Here is a 24,252-nt window from a genome sequence, read left to right as displayed (position 1 = left end):
GTTAAACCTCCACTTCATAGGTATCCCAGATGTTTGCCGCAGCTTTTTCGTTCGTTTCTTCTTTGCCCTGCGAAATCAGCCGCTTATTTAATGCAGGCGGTGTTAAAGGATGGCGCTTGATTCGGCGTCCTTCGTCTTCCTGCCACGCTTCTACAATGACATGGGCGTTTGTTCCGCCGTCGGCAAAGCAGTTTATTCCTGCCGCCGGTATTGGTGACGGCCAGTCTGTCAGAGTGCGGCTGAACTGGATATTGGCCTTTTCTCTGTCGAAATGTGCAAGTTCATGCTCACCTGATAAAAACGGGATAAAGCTCTTTTCTTTCAGCATGAGCACAACTTTTATGAAACTTGCAATTCCTTCCGCACAAAGCGGGTGCCCGATGTTTGGTTTCACAGATCCGATTCCGAGCGGTCCGCCATCTGTTGTGCGGTAGACGGATTGAATGGCCTTCAGTTCTAATAGATCAGTGACGACCGTACCTGAGCCGTTCGCTTCAATATGAGTGATGTCTTCCGGCCGTTTTCCGCTTTTTTCAAGAGCTGTCTTCATGACGGCCTTTTGCGCTTCAAGGCTTGGCGTAGCCGGCCCCGCCGTTCTTCCGTCATTATTGACAGAAGCCGCCTTCACCACGGCATAAATGGAATCTCCGTCTTTAACGGCCTGAGACACGGTTTTTAAAAGAACCATTCCGACACCCTCACCCAGTACGACTCCATCGGCGCGTTCGTCAAATACATGGAACGACTGCGATGCACTTAAAATGCCGCGCTGTTCAAACAATTTATGGGTTTCTTCAGATTCAAACAGGCTTACACCGCCGACAACGGCCGCTTTTATTTCTCCTGTTGCAAGGGCCTGCACGGCCATATTCATTCCGACTAAAGCAGAAGAGCAAGCCGTATCGAGGACAACACTCGGGCCGCGCATATCAAAATATTGAGAGAGATTTGCGGCCAAATAGTTCTGGCCCAGCGCGACGATCGGATTTTTCGCGTCCAGCAGTTTCTCTTCACCCGGTCTGTGCCGGCTCCGTCCGCCAAGATACACACCTATTGCCTCTCCTTTTATCTCATCCGGCGTATAGCCCGCGTGATACCACAGGTTAAGACATTCTTCCAGAACGGCCAAAGCTTGAGGGTCCATTGCCTTCACATCCTCTTCAGCCAGCAGAAAGAAATCCGGGTCAAATTGATGAATTCCATCAAGCATTCCCGCGTAATAAGGTGTCTTCAAACCCCAACGCTCAGCCGGAACAGGACGGACGGCCGAACGGCCTTCAGCCAAAAGCGACCAGTACGCCTCTAAGGAAGCCGCCCCCGGAAACCGGCAGGACATGCCGACGACCGCGATATCTTCCCCGTGAATCTGTTTTCCGGCCGGCTCTTCTTCCGCCTTAACGGCTTGTGTTTCAATTACCGGCTCAGCCGGCGCCTTCATAACAGGCCCCGCCGCCATATCAAACAGATCTGACAAAACTTCTGTATATCCATCGAGAAGCCAATTTGCGAAAGATTGAATCGTCGGATATTCATACAGAATGGACGGGTCAAGCGATGCTGAGAGATTCCGATTGATCCGCTGCAAAAGCTGGGCAAGGATAATGGAGTCCACTCCGTAATCTTGGAATAATACGTCTGTCTCAAGCTGATCCTGGTCAATCCGCAGCTCTTCAGAAAATAATCCCATCAGCCACTCTTCTGTTTTCTTTGTTAATTGTTCGTTGTCCGCAGCCGAATCAGCTGTTTTATTCGGTTTTACCGCAGCCGGACTTATCGGCTTATCCTGGCTGCTTTGCCGCATGAACTGCTCCGGTTTCCACAGCTTAGGATTCAAAACGGCCGGCAGCACAGGGCCTCTTGCTGATGCAAGAAGTATGCCGTCAAGAAGCTGTAATCCTTCTGCATTCGTGATGCTGTATAACCCGCTCTCTTTATAAGCTTTGTTCGTTACTTCGCCCATTCCGGTTTCTTTCCAGTTCGGCCACTGAATGCTTACGATCGGCAGCTGCTCTTTGTATGAGTTTGCAAAATAATCCATATACGCATTGGCCATGGCATAGTCGGCCTGTCCTGCTGAAAGCGCCGGTATCGCAGCTGACACGGAAGAAAACAGGACGAAAAACTTGAGCGGTTCACTGCTGAGAACATTGTATAACGCCTGAAGCCCGTCTACTTTCGGCTCGAGCACACGCTGTATATCCTCATCGGTTTTTCTGATGAATGCGAGCGTCTCTTTATCAGTCACACCCGCGCAGTGGATAACCCCGCCGATTGGTCCGAGCGTCTGTTTGATCTGATCCAGTTCTTGTCTCAGTCCGGCTTCATCCGCTAATGGGACGGACAATACCTTCACTTGTACACCTTTGGATTCCAAGTCGAGAACGGCATCAATTTTCGCTTTTACAGAATCCTGCACCCCATTCAGGCCGCCCGTCCACTCATGTCGCGGCGGAAGGGTCTCACGGCCGGTAAGCACCAGTTTTTTCACTCCGTAATGTTCGGCAAAATGGCGTGCGCATAAAAGACCGATCCCCCTCGTGCCCCCGGTGATCAGCAGCGCATGGCCGTGCGGAAAATCAATTCTCCCGCCTTTCATCTCTATGTTTTCTGAGGCTCTCAATACGGCACGGTAACGCACGCCGCCTCTTCGGCAAACTTCCGCATCATCAGTACGGGCATGAAACTCATCGGCAATTTGCTTCGCCAATATGTCGTCCGAAAGCGCTCCTTCAAGGTCAAGATGCCTTGATGACAGATGGCTGTACTCGTACGCCAGCATTCTGTACAGACCGGCCCGTTTTGCTCCTGTTATTTGATTGGCCTCTTTTTCTATTGACTCAAGGTTTTTCGTGACACAAAGCAGTGTCATTCCTTCTTTATGCCCATGCTCAATCAATTGCTGAAGCCAATTGATACCGGTCATGTCTTCAGAATCTTCTTTCGCTGCGCCGAGGAGGTCGATGACTCCGTCAAACGCCAGCCAGTCATATTCACCGGTAAAGCCTGATGCGGTGATGATACGGTGATTCGGGATATGCGCTGCGATTTCTTCTGCGAGATTGATCGTGTCCCCGCCGGTCAAAATCGCAACGGGGCGTGCGCACGTTTCACGCAGTTCAAGCCGGCTCTGTTCCCATTGTTTCGTCAGAATACGTTTGATCCGTTCCTCTGTATGGACCTTATTTTTGTCAGGATTCTCAGGCACCCAATACGTGTCTTTTGCGAATGGATAAGACGGTAGACTGAGTAAACGCGGCGTGCCTTTTTCATACAGCCGGTTCCAATTCAAAACGCCGCCTTTCACCCATACCTCTGCCAGCTTGGCGAATTTTCCTTTTCTGATCCAGGCGTCAATGACGATGTCCATATCTTCATCCGCCGTAAACAGTGCAAACGTATCTTTATTGCGGTGGGACTGGCCGGTATACAGTCCGGCGATGTTTTTCTCATTTTCCGTAAATGCTTCCAGCTTTGTTTCCAATTCCGCCATCGTCGCTGCAAGAATGGCCAAGCGCTCTTCCATTTCGTCCCTTCCGGTTTGCAGCGTATAAGCGACAGCCGCCAAGTCTTGATCTGTATACGGCGTTTGGCGGATCGCTTTTTGCAGCTGCTGCGCCTGTTCAAACAGTTTTTCTTTTGATTTGGCTGACAGAAGGATGATTGCCGGATTTTCCGGGCTGTGCTCAGGCTGAGCGGTTTCTTTCGGGACATACTCTTCAATGACAATATGGGCGTTGACCCCGCCGATGCCAAATGAGCTGACCCCGGCCCGGCGCGGAATCGCATTTCCGTTTCTATCTTCCGCAGCGGTCCACTCCTGATTTTCCCGCACGATGTAGAAAGGACTGTCATCCAGCTGAATGTAAGGATTGATCGTCTCGCAATGAAGGCTTTTCACCAGCGTTTTGTGCTTCATTTGCAAAAGCACTTTCATGACGCCTGATACTCCCGCGGCAAGCTCTAAATGGCCGATATTGCTTTTGACCGAACCGATGCCGCAGCGGTGACCGGAGACTTCAGGCTCTTGATTTGTTTTCGCCAGCTCGTGAAACGCCGCTTTCAAACCGTTTATTTCAATCGGATCACCCAATTCCGTTCCTGTACCGTGCGCTTCAATATAAGTGACGGTGCTCGGGTCTACTCCCGCTTTCCGGTATGCTTTCACCAATAAGTCAGCCTGCAGTTTCGGATTCGGCGAGGTTAACGTATTCGCCCGGCCGCCGTGGTTTTCAGCCGTCCCGCGGATGACGCCGTAAATCGGATTTCCGTCCCGTTCGGCATCTGTCAATTTCTTCAGCATCAGAATGCCCGCGCCTTCTCCTCTGACATACCCGTTGGCGTCTTTGGAAAAGGTTTTGCATTTTCCGTCTTTGCTGAGCATGCCTGCTTTGCTGTAGCTAATATGCGCTTCTTCCGTCAAAATCGTATTGATCCCTCCGGCAATCGCCATGTCGCATTCTCCGTTTTCTATAGCGGATACCGCCCGATGGATCGCCACAAGCGAGCTTGAACATGCTGTTTCAATCGGCTCGCTCGGCCCGTGAAGATTTAACAGATAGCTCAGACGGTTCGGACCTATGGAAGGAATCATGCTGCCTGTTGCTGCATGTCCTTCCGGCGCAAGACCGGCTCTTGTGAACAAATCTTTATAACCGGTATTTCCGGTTCCGATGAAGACGCCCGTATTTGTGCCGGAAAGGCTCTCCGGCTTACAGCCCGCATCTTCTATCGCCCGCCACGCATAAGTCAATAACAGCCGCTGCTGCGGATCTAAATATTGGGCTTCCCGCGGTGAAATTCCAAAGAACAGCGGATCAAATTCAGCTATTCCGTCGATAAAGCCGCCCCACTTGATATTCGTTTTATTCCCTTCAAGATTCGGGTCGCCACTAAACGCTTCCCAATCCCAGCGGTCTTTCGGAATCGTTGTGATCGAATCTTTTCCTTCTTTCAGATTGCGCCAAAATTCCTCTATGTCCTTCGCGCCCGGGAATCGGCCGCTGATTCCAACAATCGCAACCGGGTCAAAGCGGCGCGGTTCTTTTGTCTCTGCCGCAGCGTGCATTACTGTCGCGAAACGCTTTCTTCGCTGCGTTTTCGGCTTATGGGCTTTTGGCTGCTCTTTTTTCGGCGTCTCTTTCTTCTTTTCGCCGAAACGGCCCGGGTGCTCTTTTGCCAAATATCCGGCCAGGCCGCTGATCGTCCCGTGCTCAAAGAAAATCGTCGGCGCCAGCTCCAGCTGATACGCTTCATTTAATTGATTCGTAAAGACGGTGAACGTTACGGAATCAAAACCGTATTCACTCAATTCCGTCTCAATCTCAATATCCTCACGGCCGACTTTTAAAATTCCGCTTACCATGTCTGTCAAAGCGGTATGAAGCATCGGAAGAGCTTCCTCTTCATCTTGTTTTTCTTCCGGCTGAGAAGGAGAGCCGGCATCCTCATCTGTCAAATATTCCGCTAAACTGCGGATCGTGCCGTGCTCAAAGAAAATCGTCGGCGCCAGCTCCAGCTGATACGCCTCATTTAATTGATTTGTAAAAACGGTAAATGATACAGAATCAAAGCCGTATTCACTCAGCTCCGTATCAATATCAATCTCGTCTTGGCTGACTTTTAAAATCGAACTGACCATTCGGATAAGCGAATCGTGCCATTGGCCTGATGAAACGGCTGATACAGGCTCTGCCGTCTTCTCCTGCTGTTTGTCAGCTTCAGAAATGGATAGGAACGTCTGTTTCAATTTTGCCTTGTAGCCTTCAGCTGCTAAAATTTGCGGCTTTTCCTGAGCCAGACCTTCATAGAATGCAGCGAGGCCGGCCGCCTTTTGAAGCGGAACCATGCCGAAAGCTTTTTTCATCATTCTCTCCGTCTCGTCTCCCGCCTGCATGCCGCCGTCTTTCCACAGCGTCCAGTTAAAGGCGACCGTTTTTCCGTACCGCAGGCCATTCTCCGTAAGGGACTGCCTGTAAGCGGCGTACGCATCCATAAACGCGTTGCCGGCGGCATAATCAGCCTGCCCGACATTGCCGAGAACGCCGGAAACACTGGAGAAAAATACGAAAAAGTCAAGGCTGCAGTCTTTGCTGGCTTCATCTAAATAAGCGGTGCCGATCACTTTCGGATCCAGCACTTCCCGGAATTCTTCCTTCGTTTTTTGCAGCAGGAAGCGGTCTTGTATCACGCCCGCAGCGTGAATAATTCCGTTAAGCTCCCCGAATTCCGCCGTAATCTCTTTTATCAGCGCCTCATTTTCCCGCCGGTCTGCCGCATTCAGCTTTTTCCAGATGACATGTGCGCCCGCATGTTGAAGCATGGCGATTTCACGCTGCTTGGCTTCTGTCACATTTGAGCGGCCGGTCAGAATGATCTTCGGGTGTTTTACGCGATCAGTGATTTCTTTTGCAAACATCAAGCCTAAGCTTCCGGCGCCTCCGGTAATCAGGTATACGCCTTCGTCCTTCCAGACGGGTCCGCTTCCTGCAGGATGCATTTCTTCCCAGGCCTTCACATACCTTTTTTCTCCTTTATAACGGATGTGTTTATCATGCGGCCGATGACTGTCGTTTTTTAGTTTTTGAGCGACAGCAGGTATTTTGCCGATTGAATCTATTTCGATGAGCTGACAGTCAAGTTTTCCGTATTCCAGCTCGGCTGTTTTTAACAAACCTGTTAATCCGGCAAACAATTGCTGGCTGCCGTCTGCTGAAATAACGGTCTGAATCAGAATGCGGCCCTGCCTTTTTTCGCTCATGATCCGCCGGATGTGTTCAGCGATCATCTGCGCATCGGTTTGGAAGCGTTCAGCGGCTGTTCCGCCCTCACCTTCCGCAATCAGCAGTTCGGCGTCTTTCAGGCCGGATGCCGCTTCATCTTTTAGATGAACTGCATCTTCACAAAGAATGATCAAATGCTCATCAGCATGGACAGAAGCTTTCTCGGATGCCGCAGCTTCTTTCCACACCGGTGTAAACAAGACCTTTTCCGAGCCGGATGGCTGAGCCGATTCTGCATCGCCTTCAAGCACTCTCGTAGAGAAGCCTCTCACCTTCACGCAAAGCGCTCCTGTTTCGTCGTACAGGTCAATGTCGGCTTTCTGCACAAAATCACCGGTTTGATATCCTTCGCTGAAGCGTGCATGCGCCCGTATAGTCGGCGTGCACGCTTTGATGACTTCAAGGTATTCCAGCGCAAACGGCAGAATCAGCTTTTGTCCGGAAAACTCCTGCATAATGCAGATCGTGGCCGTCTGAATAGCCGAATCAATGATGCTCGGATGAAGCGTAAATTGTCCGTTCGTATGAAAAACAGAATCCGGAAGCTGTATGGCAGAAAGCACTTCTCTTTCACCGATAAAGGCGGACTTAATGCCTTGGAAGGCTTTTCCGTGAAACATCCCCCTGCTCCTGCCTTCCCGGTAAAAGGACGCCGGATCAAGAATGTCCGCTGTGCACCTGCTTTGTATGGCAGAAAGGTCTGTCTCAGGATCTTGTTCAGCCTTTTTGATTTCAGCCCGTCCTTGGCTGTGCAGCACTTCTTCATCGTCAGCGTTTACGCTGTAAATGTCATACGAGATAATGCCGTCTTCTTCAGGAAACAGCGCAATATGGACTTGGCGCTCTTGTTCGTGAACGACGATCGGTTTCATCCAGACCGTATGATGGAGCGTTATTCTGTCTTGATCCTTTAATAAACCGCCAAGCGCCCGTTTTACCGCTTCATAAGACATTTCCAAATATGCCGCTCCCGGCAGCACCGCTTTTTCTCTGACCACATGATCCTTCAGGAAAAATTCAGAGCCTGTAAACCGTGAGCTGAACCGCTGAACGGCCAAGTCTGACGTGTTTTGCTGCACGAGCGGGTGTAAAACTGAGATTCCGGTATGTGCGGCAGATGTTTTCGTTTCAGCTTTTTTCGGCCAGTACGGTTCCTTTGCAAACGGGTAGACCGGCACACTGATCCGCTTCGGATGCTTGTCTTTGTAAAGCTTGTGCCAATTAATAGCGACACCTTTACTCCACATTTCACATAGCTTCGAACCTTTTCCTTTCGCAAGCCATTTCTCAATGAGTTCAGCGCTGTCATCATCATCAGAAAGCCAGGCGATGTCTTTTGCCTGCTGTTTTTCTCCCCTGAAGCAGCCTGCTACAGCCGGCTTATCATTGATAAAATCGGCAAGCTGCCGCTTCAGCTCCGCAGCGCTGCTTGTGATAAAGGCCGCACGCTCCTCCATCGCTTCCCTTCCGACTTGGAAAGTGTAGGAAATATCCGCAAGATCGGCGTCCGTTTTTGCATCGAGAAAAGCCAGCAGCCGTTTTGCGTACTCCTTCAGACGGTCTTGTTTTCTGGCAGACAGCGGAATAATGTACGGACCTGTCCATTCTGCTGCTTCAGACACCTCGGGATATTCTTCAAAAATCGCATGTGTATTTGTTCCGCCAAGCCCAAAAGAGCTTAAGGCCATGCGGTGCGCTGTGTTCTCGCGGGTTAACTCTTTTTTCCCTTCCGCAACGTAAAACGGAGAGTCTTCTAAATGAAGATGAGGATTCGGCTCTTTGTAATTGATGCTCGGCGCGATTTCCTGATGATATAAGCTCATGACAACCTTGATGCAGCCCGCCATTCCGGCGGCTGTATCTAAATGCCCAAGATTTGTTTTGACTGAACCGATGCCGCAGTATTGTTTTTTATCTGTGTATCGGCCGTACACAGATTGAAGCGCGGACAGTTCAATCGGGTCGCCGAGTTTTGTTCCCGTGCCGTGAGCTTCAACGTACGCGATCGTTTCAGGATGGATGCCCGTCTGATCGATGACCTTCTGAATGACCTCAGCCTGTCCTTTGACGCTCGGCGCGTAAAATCCGACCTTATCCGCTCCGTCGTTATTGACGCCGATTCCGCGCAGCAGCGCATAAATATGGTCGCCGTCCCTAACGGCATCGGACGCTTTTTTCAAAAGTACGGCACCGGCCCCTTCACCGCCGATCATTCCGTCAGCAGCCGCGTCAAACGCTTTAATATGCCCGTCGCTTGAAAAATTCAGCCCAGGCTGATGAACATACCCGGCACTTGATTCCGTATGAAGGGTCGCACCGCCGACAAGGGCGTACTTGGCTTCGCCGGACTGCAGGCTTTGAAAAGCCGAATGCAGGCCGATTAAAGAAGATGAGCAGTTGGCATGGACAAAATAGCTCGGCCCTTTCAACCCGAGTTTATGAGAAATCATCGTCGGAATCGTCCCGCTTTGGGCAAGCACCCATGACACATAGCCATCCGGCGTTTCCAGCTGTGCTGTCGTCTCCTCCGGCAGCAGGCTGCGGTAAGAGTTGGCGCTTGCAGACATATACACGCTTGTTTCCGGTATGTCTGTTGAGACATATCCCGCATCCTCAATCGCCTTCCATGAATGGAGCAAAAGCATTCTCAGCTGAGGATCCATATATTCCGCATCTTTCGGTGAAAAGCCGAAGAAACCCGGATCAAACATTTCTTTTCCTTCTAAAACGGCTTTAGCCGGGACGAAGCCGGGATGATCAGCCAGTTCTTCAGAAACACCGAAACGGCGGAGCTCCTCTTTTGAAAAAAAGGTGATGCTTTCTTTGCCTTCTTTGATGTTATTCCAAAACTCATAATGGTCTTTCGCTCCTGGAAACTCACAGGATATACCGATAACCGCGACGCTTTCTTCATAATAATCGGGAAATTTCCCCGTCAGGTTTTCGCGGTTTTCTGCATTCATTTTCTTTTCTGATACAGATGCAAAAACGGTTTCTTGCGGTTTTTGTTCAGCGATATACCGGCTGATGTCTTTTACCGTCGCGTATTCAAACAGCTCCGTCACACTGAAATCACAATCCAGTTCCCGCGACATCCGGTCAGTGACAGTTACGGCAAGGAGCGAATCCCCTCCCGCATCAAAAAAGCGGTCATCAAGCGCTATGTCACTGCTTTTTAATACGTCCTGCCAAATCGCAAGCACCGCCTGCTGAATATGAGATGAAGAAAATATTTTTGTTTCCGGCTTTTTCTCTGTCAAATCGCGCGCTGCAAGAAGCTTACGGTCAACTTTTCCGTTCGGCGTAAGCGGCAGCTCTTCAAGACGGATAAAGGAAGCTGGCGCCATATAGGCCGGCAGCGCTTGTTTCAAATGCCTGCGCAATTCCTTTGAAGACGGAAGCTTCTCTCCGTTTTTCAGGATATAAAATGCGCAAAGCTTTTCATTTCCGGAGTGATTGTTTACAACAACAACGCTTTCCTGTACGGCCGGATGGGCATTCAGCCGGCTCTCAATATCTCCGGGTTCAATCCGGTAGCCGCGAATTTTGACTTGGCTGTCCATCCGTCCCATGTATTCAATGCGGCCGCCGGGAAGAAAACGCGCCATATCGCCTGTTTTATAAAGTTTTGATCCCTGTTCCAGCCGGTGGCTGACAAAGGCTTTGTCCGTCAGCTCAGGCTTGTTGAAATACCCTCTTGCCAATCCGTCTCCCGCAATACAAAGCTCTCCCGGCACCCCTTCTAAAACAGGGTTGAGGTTGGAATCTATCATATACACACGGGTGTTGGCGATCGGGCGCCCGATCGTAAGCGCGCTCTCATTTTCCGTTATACGCTGCACCGCGGACCAGATTGTCGTCTCTGTCGGCCCGAACATATTCCAAGCCTCACTTTTCGTATCGAGAAACTGCTGTTTCAATTGCTCACTAAGCGCCTCACCGCCGCAAAGGATTTTCACCTTTTCTTCATTTGTCCATCCGGAATGAAAGAGCATTTTCCACGTAAACGGCGTCGCCTGCATGATCGTCGGTTTGTACTCCTTAATCAGTTCTTTCAGCTTCCGGGCATCTTTTGTGACTTCTGTCTTACAGATATGGCATTCCGCTCCTGTGATTAAGGGAAGGTACAGCTCCAATGCCGCGATGTCAAAGCAATATGTCGTGACGGCAAGCAGTTTATCTTCGGACGAAAGCCCCGGTTCATGCGCCATCGAGATCAAGAAATTGGTCAGCGCCCGATGCGGAATCATGACGCCTTTCGGTTTGCCCGTGCTGCCCGACGTGTAAATGACATACGCCAGGTCTTCAGGCGTCACCAGCCGTTTCAGCGCCATTCTTTCCCCCGCGGTCTCTTCAATATCAGACCAATCGCGGTCAATGGCTGCTGTCTGCACGCCTCCCCAGTTCAAAGAGTGCTCTAAATCAGCTGTCGTCAGGCACATTGAGATCCTGCTGTCAGCAATCATATATTCCAATCGGTCAGCGGGGTAAGAAGGATCAAGCGGCACATACGCTCCCCCGGCTTTTAAAATGCCGAGAAGGCCGACAGCCATATGCAATGAACGATCTGTATAAATGCCGATGAGATCATCAGGCCCCGCGCCGTGCGCCTGCAAATAGAGCGCCAGTTTCGTGCTTTTTTCATCAAGTTCACGGTATGTCAGTTTTTGCTTTTCATACACAACTGCACAGGCATCAGGGGTTTCTGCCGCCTGACGTTCGAATAATTCATGGAAGCAGGCATCCGGATACTCGCGGCTTGTCTCATTCCAAGTCTTAAAAATCTTTTGCTCCTCGCTTTTTGTCATGAGAGAAACATTCTCAAGCGGCATATCCGCGTTTGCCGTCAAAGATTCTGCTGCCTGTACAAATTGGTTGAAAAGTCTGGCTGCCCCGGCTTCATCAAATAATTCAGTGCTGTATTTAATCGTAAGATCCATGCCCGATGCTTCTTCCCACATTTCAAATACAAGATCATATTCCCCTTCCTGATGAATGCCTTTTACAAACTCACAGGAGAATTCCTTGTATTCATCAAGCATCGATTGATAGCTTGAATGCTGCAAAAAATTCTGATAGAAAAAAGCATTAGTGAAAATAGGCGAACCGTTCTGCCGAGGTGTCGCATGAACATCACGCACCATTTTCGGAAACGGATAAAATGAGTGATCCAGTCCGTCCAAAACCGCATCCTGCACCTTTTGAACAAAATCAGCAAATGTTTCTTTCCGTCCGGCTCTGCTCCGGATGGGAAGCATGTTGAGGAAATGGCCGATCACCCCGTCAAAGCGTTCTTCCGGTCTGACCATTACAGGCATGCCTGTCACAATATCTTCCTCATCCGTATACTTGCTTAAAAGCACCATGTAGCAGCTCAGCATGACGGTGGACAATTGAATCGAACGCGATGCGGCAAATGCCGTGACATTTTTCAGCAGCCGTTCAGGAAGCCTGCGTGTCAGCGTTTCTTCTGTAAACTCCGGAGCACTGCTGTCCGTGCGCATCGGCGGAAGCTGAAGATCGGGCAGGCCGCCTCCGAGCTGTTCCATCCAGTAAGCGCGGTCTTTCTTGCTTTCCTCACTTGCCAAGTACCGCTTTTCCCAAACCGCGTAATCTGAATGTACGGAAGTACCAGCTGTAAATTCTTCTCCCTGCAGCAGCGCCTGATAGTGATCCAGCAGACTGTGAATAAATGTAATGGATGAAATACCGTCAAACACGATATGGTGAATGACCGTTAAAAGATAATGTTCCGAGACGGATTTTGAAAGCAGCTGCACACGCAGCAAAGGCCCGCCTTCTTTGACAAACGGCTCTTTCACTTTTTTTCGTATCAGAGTTGGTATTTGTGATTCATTTACGTCAGAAATATCTTCTTCCGAAAATACAAAAGGATCAGCCGCTTCTGCAAAATAAAACCCGCCGTCTGTTTCCTTTACGGCGCTTTTGAGTATCGGGTGCTGTTTTAATACAAGCTGAAACGCCTGTTTCAGTTTCTCTTTGTCGATTTCTGATGTGAATCGGAAACAGAGCGGGACATGGTATGCAGCCGATTCCGGCGACATTTTCTGCAATGTCCACAGCCCTTTTTGAACTTCTGAAAGCGCTGGCGCCGTTTGCTTGCTCTCCCGTTCTGCCGGCGGTTCGGCTTTTGCCGGGTGTTGGTCAGCGGACATGCTTGCCGATTTTTCAGCAGTATAAGCGGCTAAAGCGCCAATCGTCGGGTTTTTGTGCAGCTCTCTTGCCGTCAGCCGGATATGATACATTTTTTCGATTGATCTGGCGAGTTTCATCATCTTAATCGAATTGACGCCAAGACTTTGAAGCGGTGTATTTGAATCAACAAGTTCATCCGCGATGGAAAGTTCCTCTTTCAGAAAGCGGATAAAATCCCGTTCAATTTCTTTCTCTTTAGAAGCTGATTCCGAAGTGCCGTCTTCTTGCCCGTTATTATGTAATGAAGCAAATTGCCCTTGTTCGAATGAATGTTTCAGCTGGGTGCGCTGGATTTTTCCGATTGCCGTCTTAGGAATGTCTTCTTTCGCAACCGGAAGCAGATAGTCAGGGGTGACGCCGATTCGCTGTGTCACATGCTGGTGAATGTGATGAAGCAGCTTCGTCCGGCGGCTCTCATCCAACGGAACGGATGTCACAAAGAAAATCGCCAGCTCATCTGTCGTGCTTTGATTCGGCCGGACGGCGCATGCCGCTGTATATGATGTTTCGATTTCCGGTAATTCCTCAACGGCTGATTCAATGGCGTGGCTGTAATAATTCACACCGTTGATAATGATGGCATCTTTCGTGCGGCCCGTTATCGTCAGACGGCCTTCCCGCAGAAATCCGAGATCTCCCGTTTCAAACCAGCCGTCTTCTGTAAAGACAGTCTCATTTAAGTCCGGCCGCTCATAATATCCGCTCGTCACAGTCAGACCCGACACTTGGAAGCGGCCGATTTCTCCTTCTTCCACCACCTGATTGCGGTCATCCGCAATTCTCATATTAAACCCCGGAATCGGCAGACCGATCTCCACGAAGCGGTCGTCATCACTCGTGTTTTCCAGCGTGAATTCATCTGAGAAAATAACCCCTGAAGACGTTTCAGACATTCCCCATGCGGGACGGATGGCATTAGCCGGCAGACCGTGCGGCTCTAAAAGTTCCATAATTCTGCGTCCGACTTTCGCAACCGCGGCCTCCCCTCCGTTCAGCATATAACGCATGGAGGATAAGTCCCATTTCCGCGTTTGAATCTCTTCTGCGAAATCGGCGAGGAGTCCGAAGGCAAAATTGGGCGCCCACGTGACCGAAGCACGGTAATGATCAATCAGATCGAGCCATTTTAAGGGGTCCATCAAAATGGATTCACTCGGTATGTTGATTTCTTCACACCCGAGATAAACATCACGCAGATGAAGCATTCCGATGCCGCCGACATGGTCAAAAGGCATCCAGTTAAACGTGACATCCTCACTTGTATAGCCTTGCATCTGAATATTTCCTTTGACCATGCAGACGATGTTTTCATGACTGAGCATCACAGCTTTCGGCGTGCCCGTGCTTCCCGAGGTCAACAGCAGCATCGCCAGATCTTCCGGACGGGGATAATGGCAGTCTGTATCCATTTCATGCGCGGAAAGATCTTCTGCCGCCAAAGCGCAGAACCCGGAAAGCTCCTGATCCTTCGCCCATTCAGTCATCTCCGTCAGCACTTCACGGCTTGTGATGACATACGGCTGATTCAAAAGCGTCCAAGCGTCTTTCAGTTTTTGCGTCCCGCTGTTCATTTCTGTATAAGCCGGAGCGGCCGCAAGCGGAACCGGGATCGCTCCTAAAAAAACACAGCCCCAAAAAGCAGGAATCAGCTGAGAATTGTCACTGAGCTGTAAAATGACTTCATCATGGGCTTTCACGCCTGATTGGCGGAGTCCTTTCACAATCGAAAGAGCGATCTTTTTCAAACCGCTGTAAGTCTGATACACTTCGGTGCCGTCAGGCTGTATATATGTGATGCCCTTTTGATCTCCCGCTGCCGCGGCGGTTTTATGCAGGACTTCAGGAATCGTCATCGGCTGATCCGCTGAAAGCCGCAATGATTTTCCATAGCTGACAGATGGCTTGAGTAACCCGCTTGCCTTCATATCACTTTTCATAGAGCTGCCTCCATTTCATCTGTATGTCTTATACTCCGTACATCGTCGTGATTCGTTTTTTCACTTCATCATCATGAAACGTCTGGTCATGCATGATTAACTCCTTCTCAATAACGGCCGGAAGCTGCTCGCGAAACGGCGTCACCAAGTGCCTTTTCAATGTGATTAACGAGTTTCTCGGTTTTTCCGCAAGCTCACGGGCCAGTTCCTGTGCGTATCCCAATACTTCCTGCCTCGGAAGCACCGGAAAAGGCACCCCTCTTTTCTCCAGGTCACCGCCGCGGTAATGGCCTCCGTTTAACAGCATTTCATGTCCGAGGCTTGCCCCAAGCTTTTGCGGAACGATAAAGGTAGCGCCCATTCCGGGGGTGAAGCCGTATTTCATAAAGTTTGCGGTATACACGCTTTCTTTGCTTAAAATGACAAAATCACTGAAGAGCCCCATGACAAAACCGCCTCCGATTCCGTGGCCCTGCATGGCGGAAATGACGGGGATATCACATTCCAGCGCTAAAGAGTACATGCGGTCTTCCGTAAATTTCGTGATGCCCTGCTGAATCCTGAGTAAGCCTTCCTGTGTGCCTCCGGAAGCAAAGTAATGACCGTAGCCTGTTAAAATCACAGCTTTATAGACGGACGATTTTTTAATACGGGCGAAAGCCTCCATCAATCCATCCGTCAGCTCTTTGGAGAAGGCATTTTTGTGTGTTTTATCCTGCATTGTCACTTGGATAATTTCCGGTTCAATTTCGAGAAGTTCAACTGCGGCGTTCGGCATGATATCCTCCTAACTGTTCTCCGTTTCCCAAGGAAGCCGTCCCGTTTCTGCATAACGGATGATGGCTGATTGGTTATCCGTATCTGAAAACATCGCTTGATTTTCGGCTAAAGCAGCGGATTTCGAACGATGAACAAGGTCGTTTAAGGAATCCATGTATCGTTTATAGCGGATGACTGCTTTTTTCGACAGCGGACGAAGGCGCAGCAAATGCTTTCTCAGCTCTGTTGCGCTGTCCGAAACGCATACGTCACAAAGTCCCCATTCAAGCGCCTGCCTTGCCGGCACGGGCTTTGTCATAATCGTCATATAATGCGCCTTTTGAAATCCGATTCTTTGAATTAAAAACGGCAGAACGCAGGCGGGATACAGCCCGAATAACAGCTCAGATAAACTGAATGAAGCACTCTCGTCTGCGATGACGATATCGCACGCGGCAGCAAATCCGACACCTCCCGCATTTACTTTTCCGCGCACGCGGGCGATGGTGATGTACGGCCCGGATTTTAATGCCAGCCACAAACGGTAAAGCGGCTCCTGTGATTCCGCATGCTGCATGCCCTGTCTCATTTTCTCGTACATCTCATCGAAATCCGCCCCGAAACAAAATACCTCCGGCAGCCCTTCAAGCACTACGGAGGTAATGGAGTCCCCACATTCAGAAAGAACATGCAGACATTCCTCCACTAAACGCTCATTAATCGTATTGTTGGCTTCAGGCCGATAAAAGGTGATGAAACAGACATTTTGCTGAAAACGGACGTTTATCGTCTCATAGGTCACGGGATCCACCTGTATTTCCGGTGAAATTCCGTGATTTCTTCCAAATATAAACGGGGGCTTCCGGTATGATGGTCTAAAATGTTCGGAATCATATTCATGTCCAATTTGACATTCCGGGTTCCGAATTTGACCAAACCGCTGCCTTTAAACAGTTCTTCATACTCCTCCATGGACAGCCTGTATCTGTCGTTCAGATGCTCTTCTATCTTGAAAGAATGCTGCCGCGCCTGTCCCTCAGGCGTCACAACGCCGCTGTAAAATTCCGAACAGCATCCTGACCCGTAGGAGAAACAGCCGATCCGTTTAGAAGTGCCGAATGCCCCTTGGTCAATCGTACTGGCAAGAGCCAATAAAGAGGCTGCACCCATAATGTTTCCGACTCGTTGGCAGTAGCGGAGCCCCGGCTCTACCCTTGTTTGAAAATCCTGTTCGATCTCAGCGTTTTTCGCTTTTGCAAGCTTTCGCATCATCGTCCGGTGGGCTCCTTTTACCATGCCGCCAAACGGTGTATGGAAAGCAAGGTAGTGAAACGTCTCTTTGTAGTCAGCGCCCGGCACACGTTTTTTGTACTCGCGAAATGTCTGTTCACAGCAATCAAGGTAAGACATCAATGACAAGTCAGCGTCACCGGCTTCACTGTCCGGGATCGGGCGGCATGTATCCATCACCTCATAGCCGTAGTAGCCGTTTGCGCCCGCATCCGCCTGAAATACGATCGGATTTTCACCGATCAATAAGGCGACGGCACCCGCTCCGGCGCTCGGTTCTGCGTAAGACCAATCTTCGCTTAACGCATCGCCGCCTTCGGCAATTAAAAACCGGGAAATATCCGTTGCAACGACAAGCGCTTTCGCTCCTGGGGACGTCTGGGACAAAATAAAGTTAAGCGCCATCTGCAGGCCCGCCGTTCCTGAATAGCAGGCTTGCTTCAGTTCAAATAAACGGCAGTTCCGGTTGAGGCCTAAGTAATCATGAATATATGTACTGAGTGATTTTCCGAAGTCGATGCCGGACTCCGAGCAGGTAATCAGCAGCTCGATTCTGTCTTTTTCAGCCTCTGTCAATCGGTCGATAATCGGCTTTGCCGCGTTAACGCCGAATGTAACGGGGTCTTCATAGGGAAGCGCCACCGCTTTTTCTTTCATCAGTAAATTCTCAAATCTGGCAGGGTCTAAGTTTCTGTACTCCGCCAGCTGCATGACATCGAGGTATGCCGTCCCGCCAAACACATTTATCGCTTCTATTCCGGCAGCAGTCATGAACTTCGCCTCCAATATGAATTTTGAGCTCCAGATTTTTGCGCCGTTTTATCAGACGGCCTGTACCTTTTCATAAAGCTTTTCAGCCAATTCGCCGATGTTTGAGACTCCTGTCAGCTCCACACGCGGGATCTGCAAAGATAATTCCTCCAGCATCATCGTGATAATTTCTGCACGATCCACTGAATCCGCCCCCAAATCAACTAAACGGTCTTCATGTGAGAGCCGTTCGCCTTCTAAATCAGGCAAAACCTCGTAAATTGTGTTCTGCAGCAATTCAAAGATTCTATCTTTACTCATTGTCAGTTCCTCCCTGTTTCATCCTTTTTATGAATATTCCATGTTTTCAATCTATCATTTCGTCTTGTCAACACGTTTGCAAAAATGAACGTAACTTCTGATTCAAAAGCGAGGCCGTCTCTTCCATCAGCCGCAGGCCGATTCCATCGGCATGGCGGTTTTTCCAGGATTCCAGCTCCGTACCTTTCACCCATTGATTGAAGGCTCCCAATGCCGGCCCGCAATGAATCTGGTAATCTACCTTGGCATCGGGATCTCCTTTAATCGCCGAGGCGGAGCTTTGCCTGAAATACCATTTGAATATGAGCGCCATTTTCTGTTTCGGATTCCGTTCGGCTTTTGAAATGTCTTCTCTCGAATAGTGCGCCTTCACTTTTTCATAAACACTGCTTACACTTGCCTTAAAATACTTCTCTTCTATTTGTCTGATTGTCTTTTCATCAATTTCTTCAATTGAGCCGTGACGCTGATACAGTTCATGCAGTTTAGCGGCGCGGGTCGGGAAGAACAGTCCTTTCTTTAATACCTGCACTTTGCTGCCTGATTCAAACATATCGCCGGCCGGCGCGTAAGCCGTGTCCTGTACATTCATCTGCTGAAGCAGATCCTTGACGGGAATGCTTGTCGCCGCTTCAACGGTGCATTGGTTAATGGACCCGGTCACAATAAAATCAGCGCCGAGCATAAATGCGGCCATGGCAGCCTCAGGCGTTCCGATACCCCCTGCGGCTCCGATACGGACGGTTTTGCCGTATCGATATTTTTTCATCATGTCATCTCTTAAACGGACGATCGCCGGCATAAGGCTGTAAGCAGTTCCGCCGTCAGTATGGCCGCCCGAATCGGCCTCCACGCAGATGTCATGCGCAACGGGTATTTCTCTCATCAGATTCGCTTCTTCTGCAGTAATCTTGTTTTCGGCTGCAAGCTTTTGCAACATATGATCAGGCGCCGGACTGAGAAACGCTTCCGCTACTTCCGGACGGGACAGTTTGGCGATAATCCGCTGACGCGCTGTCACTTGTCCGTCAGCACTTCGCTTTAATCCCTTAGCGCGAAACCTGACTAAAGCGGGAGTAACCGTTAAAAATGCTGATGCTTCCAAATTCTGCACCCCATGCTTCAGTAAAAGATCAACCATTTTTTCTTCAGAATCTGCATGCTTCATATTATGTACAACATTTATGCCGAAGGAACCGCCGTCACGAAGCTCATGCTGAATTGACAAAATGGCGTCCTCCGTCTGTCCGATGCTTAATCCGCCTGTTCCGAAAAAGCCCATCATTCCTTTTTTGGCCAGCCTGACGACCATCTCCTTCGAAGCGATTCCTCGGTACATGCCGCCGGCCAGATAGGCGTATTTCAGCTGATAATCACGTTTAAACTCTTCATTTCCTAAAGATGCCGCCGTAATTGAGCTTTTTTCAGCCGCAGCCGGAGCTTTGATTTCATCTGTTATCGGCTTCGCTTCAGCTGTAATTCTTTGGATCAGCCCGGTCAGCACTTTTCCGGGACCGATTTCTTCAAAGCTCATGTTCTTTCGTCCCATTAAGAAACGGATGCTGTCTGTCCAGTTCACAGATCCCGTTATTTGCGCGGCGAGTGTTTCTTTCAGCTCACTCTGCTCATAAGGCCTTGCCGTCACATTTGAAATGACCGGAATAGACAGCGGCTTAAAATGGAAAGATTCAATAAACCGTGAAAACTCCTCCTTCGCCTCGAGCATGTATCTGGAATGAAAAGCGCCGCTGACATTTAAGCGGTGAACCATTTTCACGCCATTTATAGATTCAAATACGGCTGCGGCTTTTTCAATATCTTCTTTATATCCGGAAAGGACAATTTGCTGCGGTGTGTTCATGTTGGCGATATCAATCATATGTAATTGATATTCTCTTAAAACGTCCGTCACCCGCTCATGAGTCAGGCCGATCACCGCTGCCATGCCGCCTCCTTTTGCGCGGCTCATCAGTTCGCCCCTCTTTTTGACCAGCTGCAAGCCTTCTTCAAAATCAAAGGCTCCCGAGGCGTATAACGCGTTATATTCTCCTAAACTGTGTCCGGCGGTAAAATCCGGTTTCAAGCCGGTTTCTTCTGTTTTTTTCAAATAACTCAAAGCATTGACGACATAGAGTGCCGGCTGAGTGAATTGAGTCTGATTGAGACGTTCTCCGTCCCTGCACAGCTCCTGAACGGAATATCCGAGAATATGATCGGCCTTTGCGGTTAATTCAGGGTAGCGGCCGAACAGCTCCTCTCCCATCCCTACTCTTTGCGAACCTTGGCCGGGAAAAACAAAGCTGATCATCTTACAGTCTCCTTCCGAGCGATGATAAAATGATGTCTTCGATTTGCTGCAAATGGGTTTGTTCTTTATGGAACGGCGTCATAATGGTACGGATGCGTTCAGCCGATCCTGCGGGAAGAATCTGTTTGGCAAATGCGGCCAATGTTCCGGAAGGCCCGGCATCGATATACAATCCCTTTTCGCGGCTTTCAGCAAATTGAAGCGCTTCGCGGAATCGAATCGGCTTTCTGACGGCATTCCAGAAAAAGTCCGCTTGAATTTCCGTCTCAGCCTCTCCAGTTGCACTGGAAATGAACGGAATAAACGGAGTCCGGATTGATTTCTGAGCCAAAAAGCGCTTGTACGGATGCTCCGCCTGATCAACCATCGCTGAGTGAAACCCGTATGATACCGGCAGCAGCTGATGAGGAATCTGCTTTTCTCTCAGGTCGTCTATGATTTTTCTGATGTGTCCCTGCTCTCCAGAGATGACAAAGTGAGATTGATAGTTAACAGCGGCCAATTCACTATTTTCATGGAGCAGCGGATCATCTTGGTATAATTTCGGATTCCCCAGTACCGCAAGCATGCTGCCGTTTCGGCATGTTTCCATAATGATTTCGGCCTGCTCCAGCACGCAATCTAAAGCGTCTTCGGGGCTGAGCACACCTGACACAGCGGCCGCCGCATATTCACCGAGGCTCGCTCCGATTACGCAATCGGGACGTATGCCTTTTTGTTCCAAAGCATACGCGAGTGCGTACTCAGCCATAAAAATGGCGGGATGGCTGAAAAGAAGGCGGTCAAATGGGTCGGACAGACGATTGGCTGTATGATAAATCTCTTTAAGGACAGAAACACCGAAACGGCTGGCGGCAAAATCGTCCAAGTCGAGCATTTTCTGCCGAAAAACGGCGTTATGTGCAAACAGCTCTTTTCCCATGTGATAATATTGGGAACCCTGTCCGGAAAACATGAAAACAATTGGCTGGCTCATTTGTTCTCCTTTTCGCTGCATATTTTTTTAAAATATTGATTTGTGAGTGTTTCGTGATGTCGTGAAGTGAAGTGATCGTGATGTTGTATGACTGGGCAATGTTGTGTGAGAAAAGAATTTTGTCTTATGTTCCGCTACATGGCGGGTGAAGCTTCAGTTTCTTTTTTGATGCGGTGAATAAGTCCTGTCAGCACATGGCCCGGGCCTATTTCTTCAAATTCCATCCGCCCGATGTTCAGGAGATAGCGGATGCTGTCGTGCCATCGTACTGAATGGTCGATCTGATCAGCCAGAACGGAGGGGATTTCGTCTTGTTCATAAGGTCTGGCATGGACGTTAGAAATGACAGGAATTGATATAGCAGAAAAATGAAATGACTGTAAAAATTTTTCAAACTCTTGTTTTGCTTCACTCATATATCTCGAGTGAAAAGCGCCGCTTACGTTTAACGGATGAAACATCGTCACATCTTTTATTCCTTCGAATACGCTTTTGGCTCTTTCAATGTCTTCTTTTCGTCCGGAGATGACAATTTGATGAGGAGAATTCATATTGGCAATATCAATCGTATGTAATCCGTTCGTTTGAAGGACATCTGCCGCTTGAGGTGCAGTTAATCCCATAACGGCGGCCATTTTTCCGTCAGTGGCCATACTCATTAATTCGCCTCTTTTACGGACAAGCTGCAAGCCCGTAATAAAATCAAAAGCGCCTGCGGCAAACAGCGCATTATATTCTCCCAAACTGTGGCCGGCCACATAATCCGGCTTTATGTCATTGTCTTGGATTTTTTTCAAATAGCTTAACGCGTTGACTACATATAAAGCGGGCTGAGTAAACTGCGTCTTGTGAAGGTTGGAATACGGATTCTCAAGACAAAGCCGTTTCATGGAATATCCGAGTGTGTCATCAGCCTGCTCAGTTAAGTCTTTAAATTCATCAAACAATGAACTTCCCATTCCCTGTTTTTGAGAACCTTGTCCTGGGAATAAGTATGTAATCATTTTCTCAGCCATCCTTTCTCGGATTCAGTTAAGAAGCATGTTCAAATTGATAGTAACTTCACAAAAATACCATGTCAAGTTAATTTATCCTATGCGGACTCCTGAAGAATGCCTATTTTTTCCCAGGGGAAGGCGTGTTTAGGTCTTTCGGAACGGATATAAGCAGAATGTCCCACCCGGCCTGCCTTGCGCTCCTTCCCGCAAACCCTTGTTACTCAGGCATAAATCGACAAAAAGAAAGCAATTACTATCATTTCATTTCAGACATTTCTAATCCCGAAAGAAAAAGCAGTTAAATAGAACTAAATTATACGCTACTTAAAATGAAACAGCCCTTTTTGATTTTTTCTGGTGCGAAAATTCACGAAATGTTCTTTTTTGTCAATTTGAAAGTAAATATTGTTTTTCAAAAGACTCTCCATTTTTTGACCCGGCTTCTCCCCGAAAGAATGCCCCGGATATACTCGCACATGCGGCGGAATGGAGGCTTTGATCCGCTGTATACTGTTAAACATATCTTCCGCAGAACTGCCTCTGTCCTGACATATACCGCAACCCTCGGTAAACACGGTGTCACCGGTAAAAAGGTGATCAGAAAGCAAATAGCACATCCCTCCGGCCGTATGTCCCGGAGTCAGTATGCTCTTGATGATAAATCCCCCCGCCGCAAAGGTCTGGCCGTCTTCAAGCGCTATTAAGTTTCTGCACCGGAATTGATAGTAATCGATTTCAGCTGACGACATGTATACATCAGAGTGATAGATTTGCTGAAGCGGCTCCACCAAGTTTACATGGTCATAATGTGAATGTGTTAATAAAACAGCTGATAAATCAACATCCAATTCATGCAGTTTATCGGTTATTTTGTCGATTTCCCAGGACGGGTCCACCGCTATCGCAGATTTTTTTGAGCGGTCTGCGATAATATAACAATAGTTGGACCACATCTGGTGATAGGTTTTAATTTGATGCACTTCATATGTATGATCCATTGTCACCATTCCCATTCAAAAGATCCGGGCAGACTGCTGCCGCCGCCCAGCCGGCTGTAACCACTTTACCAGATGACAACACGTTTTTCCATGGATTTTCCGGTAAAGATAAAAAACTGTTCAAATCAACCAAAAGAACCAGCCGCCGGTTTTTAAAATTTGTTATCGTAATATATAAGTAAATAAGAATATTCATTTACATGAATACTTTAGGAGATTTTATTCAGAAAATGAAGAATGGTATAATTTCCGGATAAAAAGAATAAAAAAATCTAGTTTTTATTTTGTCTCACTTTACAGGGGCAGGCCCCTAATCGGACAGCTTTTACTTACCTAATTTCACACTATTATCTCTTTTAAGATTAACAGTTGATTCAATAAATTCACCTCACATTCTAAGGAGAGAATAATTCGAATTCATAAAAATCTATTTTACGTGGCTTAAATCAAATGAAAGGGAGATTCTTCACAAGGAAACTCAGCTGTTGTTTTATAGCGAGCAAGATTAATGGCTCTCTGGGAAGAGGGAGTAATTTAACATAAAATTTCGCAATACTCCAGATCACTTAGCTTATGACAAAAGTCCTCAATTTTTCTGCTGAACAGTTTACAGGAACATTAATGAATGACTTTCTTCGTAAATAATTAATCAAACTCCCACTTCAATTGATATATGAAGGATTAAGCCTCTTTCCTAAGCCAAATTCCCCTTCACCTTTCCGTAATCTACTGATATCTTAAATTCAACAATTCAATATTATACGTTTAACGAAACACATCCTTACTCTAATATAGTGTCAGTCATTACTTTTGTAACAATTATACTTTTTTAGCGCTCCGCCTTTAAAATATTTAAAATTTTCCATTTTAGTTCAATATGCCTATTTACCTTAAATATCCATATTGCTAGAATAGCAACT

At 48.4% G+C, this 24,252-nt stretch carries 9 protein-coding genes; all 9 read right to left on the bottom strand.

Translation table 11 applies throughout. The features are described from left to right. Nucleotide 1 precedes the first annotated feature (1 nt). The gene (locus ICW23_RS04230; protein WP_188154064.1) at nt 2-14,932 is read right to left on the bottom strand and encodes a non-ribosomal peptide synthetase; all 14,931 of its coding nucleotides are present in this window, start codon (nt 14,930-14,932) and stop codon (nt 2-4) included. A gap of 28 nt (nt 14,933-14,960) precedes the next feature. After that, the gene (locus tag ICW23_RS04225; protein ID WP_016936044.1) at nt 14,961-15,710 is read right to left on the bottom strand and encodes a polyketide synthase; all 750 of its coding nucleotides are present in this window, start codon (nt 15,708-15,710) and stop codon (nt 14,961-14,963) included. 9 nt (nt 15,711-15,719) lie between these two features. Then, nucleotides 15,720-16,493: an enoyl-CoA hydratase/isomerase gene (locus ICW23_RS04220; protein WP_099744043.1), complete on the bottom strand. Its 774-nt coding sequence runs from the start codon at nt 16,491-16,493 to the stop codon at nt 15,720-15,722. After that, nucleotides 16,490-17,752, bottom strand: coding sequence for a hydroxymethylglutaryl-CoA synthase family protein (locus ICW23_RS04215; RefSeq protein WP_016936046.1), 1,263 nt, complete (start codon nt 17,750-17,752; stop codon nt 16,490-16,492). The genes ICW23_RS04220 and ICW23_RS04215 overlap by 4 nt, the downstream gene beginning before the upstream one ends. A gap of 51 nt (nt 17,753-17,803) precedes the next feature. Next, complete coding sequence (locus ICW23_RS04210) at nt 17,804-18,052, bottom strand: acyl carrier protein (RefSeq protein ID WP_016936047.1); 249 nt, start codon at nt 18,050-18,052, stop codon at nt 17,804-17,806. A gap of 67 nt (nt 18,053-18,119) precedes the next feature. Then, entirely contained in the window at nt 18,120-20,360 is a 2,241-nt protein-coding gene (gene fabD / locus ICW23_RS04205) for an ACP S-malonyltransferase (RefSeq protein WP_016936048.1), read from the bottom strand. A 1-nt stretch (nt 20,361) separates the two neighbouring features. Continuing rightward, complete coding sequence (locus ICW23_RS04200; protein WP_016936049.1) at nt 20,362-21,336, bottom strand: acyltransferase domain-containing protein; 975 nt, start codon at nt 21,334-21,336, stop codon at nt 20,362-20,364. A gap of 134 nt (nt 21,337-21,470) precedes the next feature. Further along, the gene (gene fabD, locus ICW23_RS04195; RefSeq protein ID WP_016936050.1) at nt 21,471-22,340 is read right to left on the bottom strand and encodes an ACP S-malonyltransferase; all 870 of its coding nucleotides are present in this window, start codon (nt 22,338-22,340) and stop codon (nt 21,471-21,473) included. 314 nt (nt 22,341-22,654) lie between these two features. Further along, nucleotides 22,655-23,332 (bottom strand): MBL fold metallo-hydrolase, encoded by a 678-nt coding sequence (locus ICW23_RS04190; protein ID WP_016936051.1) that lies wholly within the window; start codon nt 23,330-23,332, stop codon nt 22,655-22,657. Nucleotides 23,333-24,252 lie beyond the last annotated feature (920 nt).

Origin of the sequence: Bacillus sp. 1021 (genome assembly GCF_014534735.1) — a bacterium.
In the GTDB taxonomy this organism is placed as follows: domain Bacteria; phylum Bacillota; class Bacilli; order Bacillales; family Bacillaceae; genus Bacillus; species Bacillus siamensis.
Note: the sequence above shows the minus strand (reverse complement) of the source record. Positions and strands in the feature narration are given on the sequence as shown.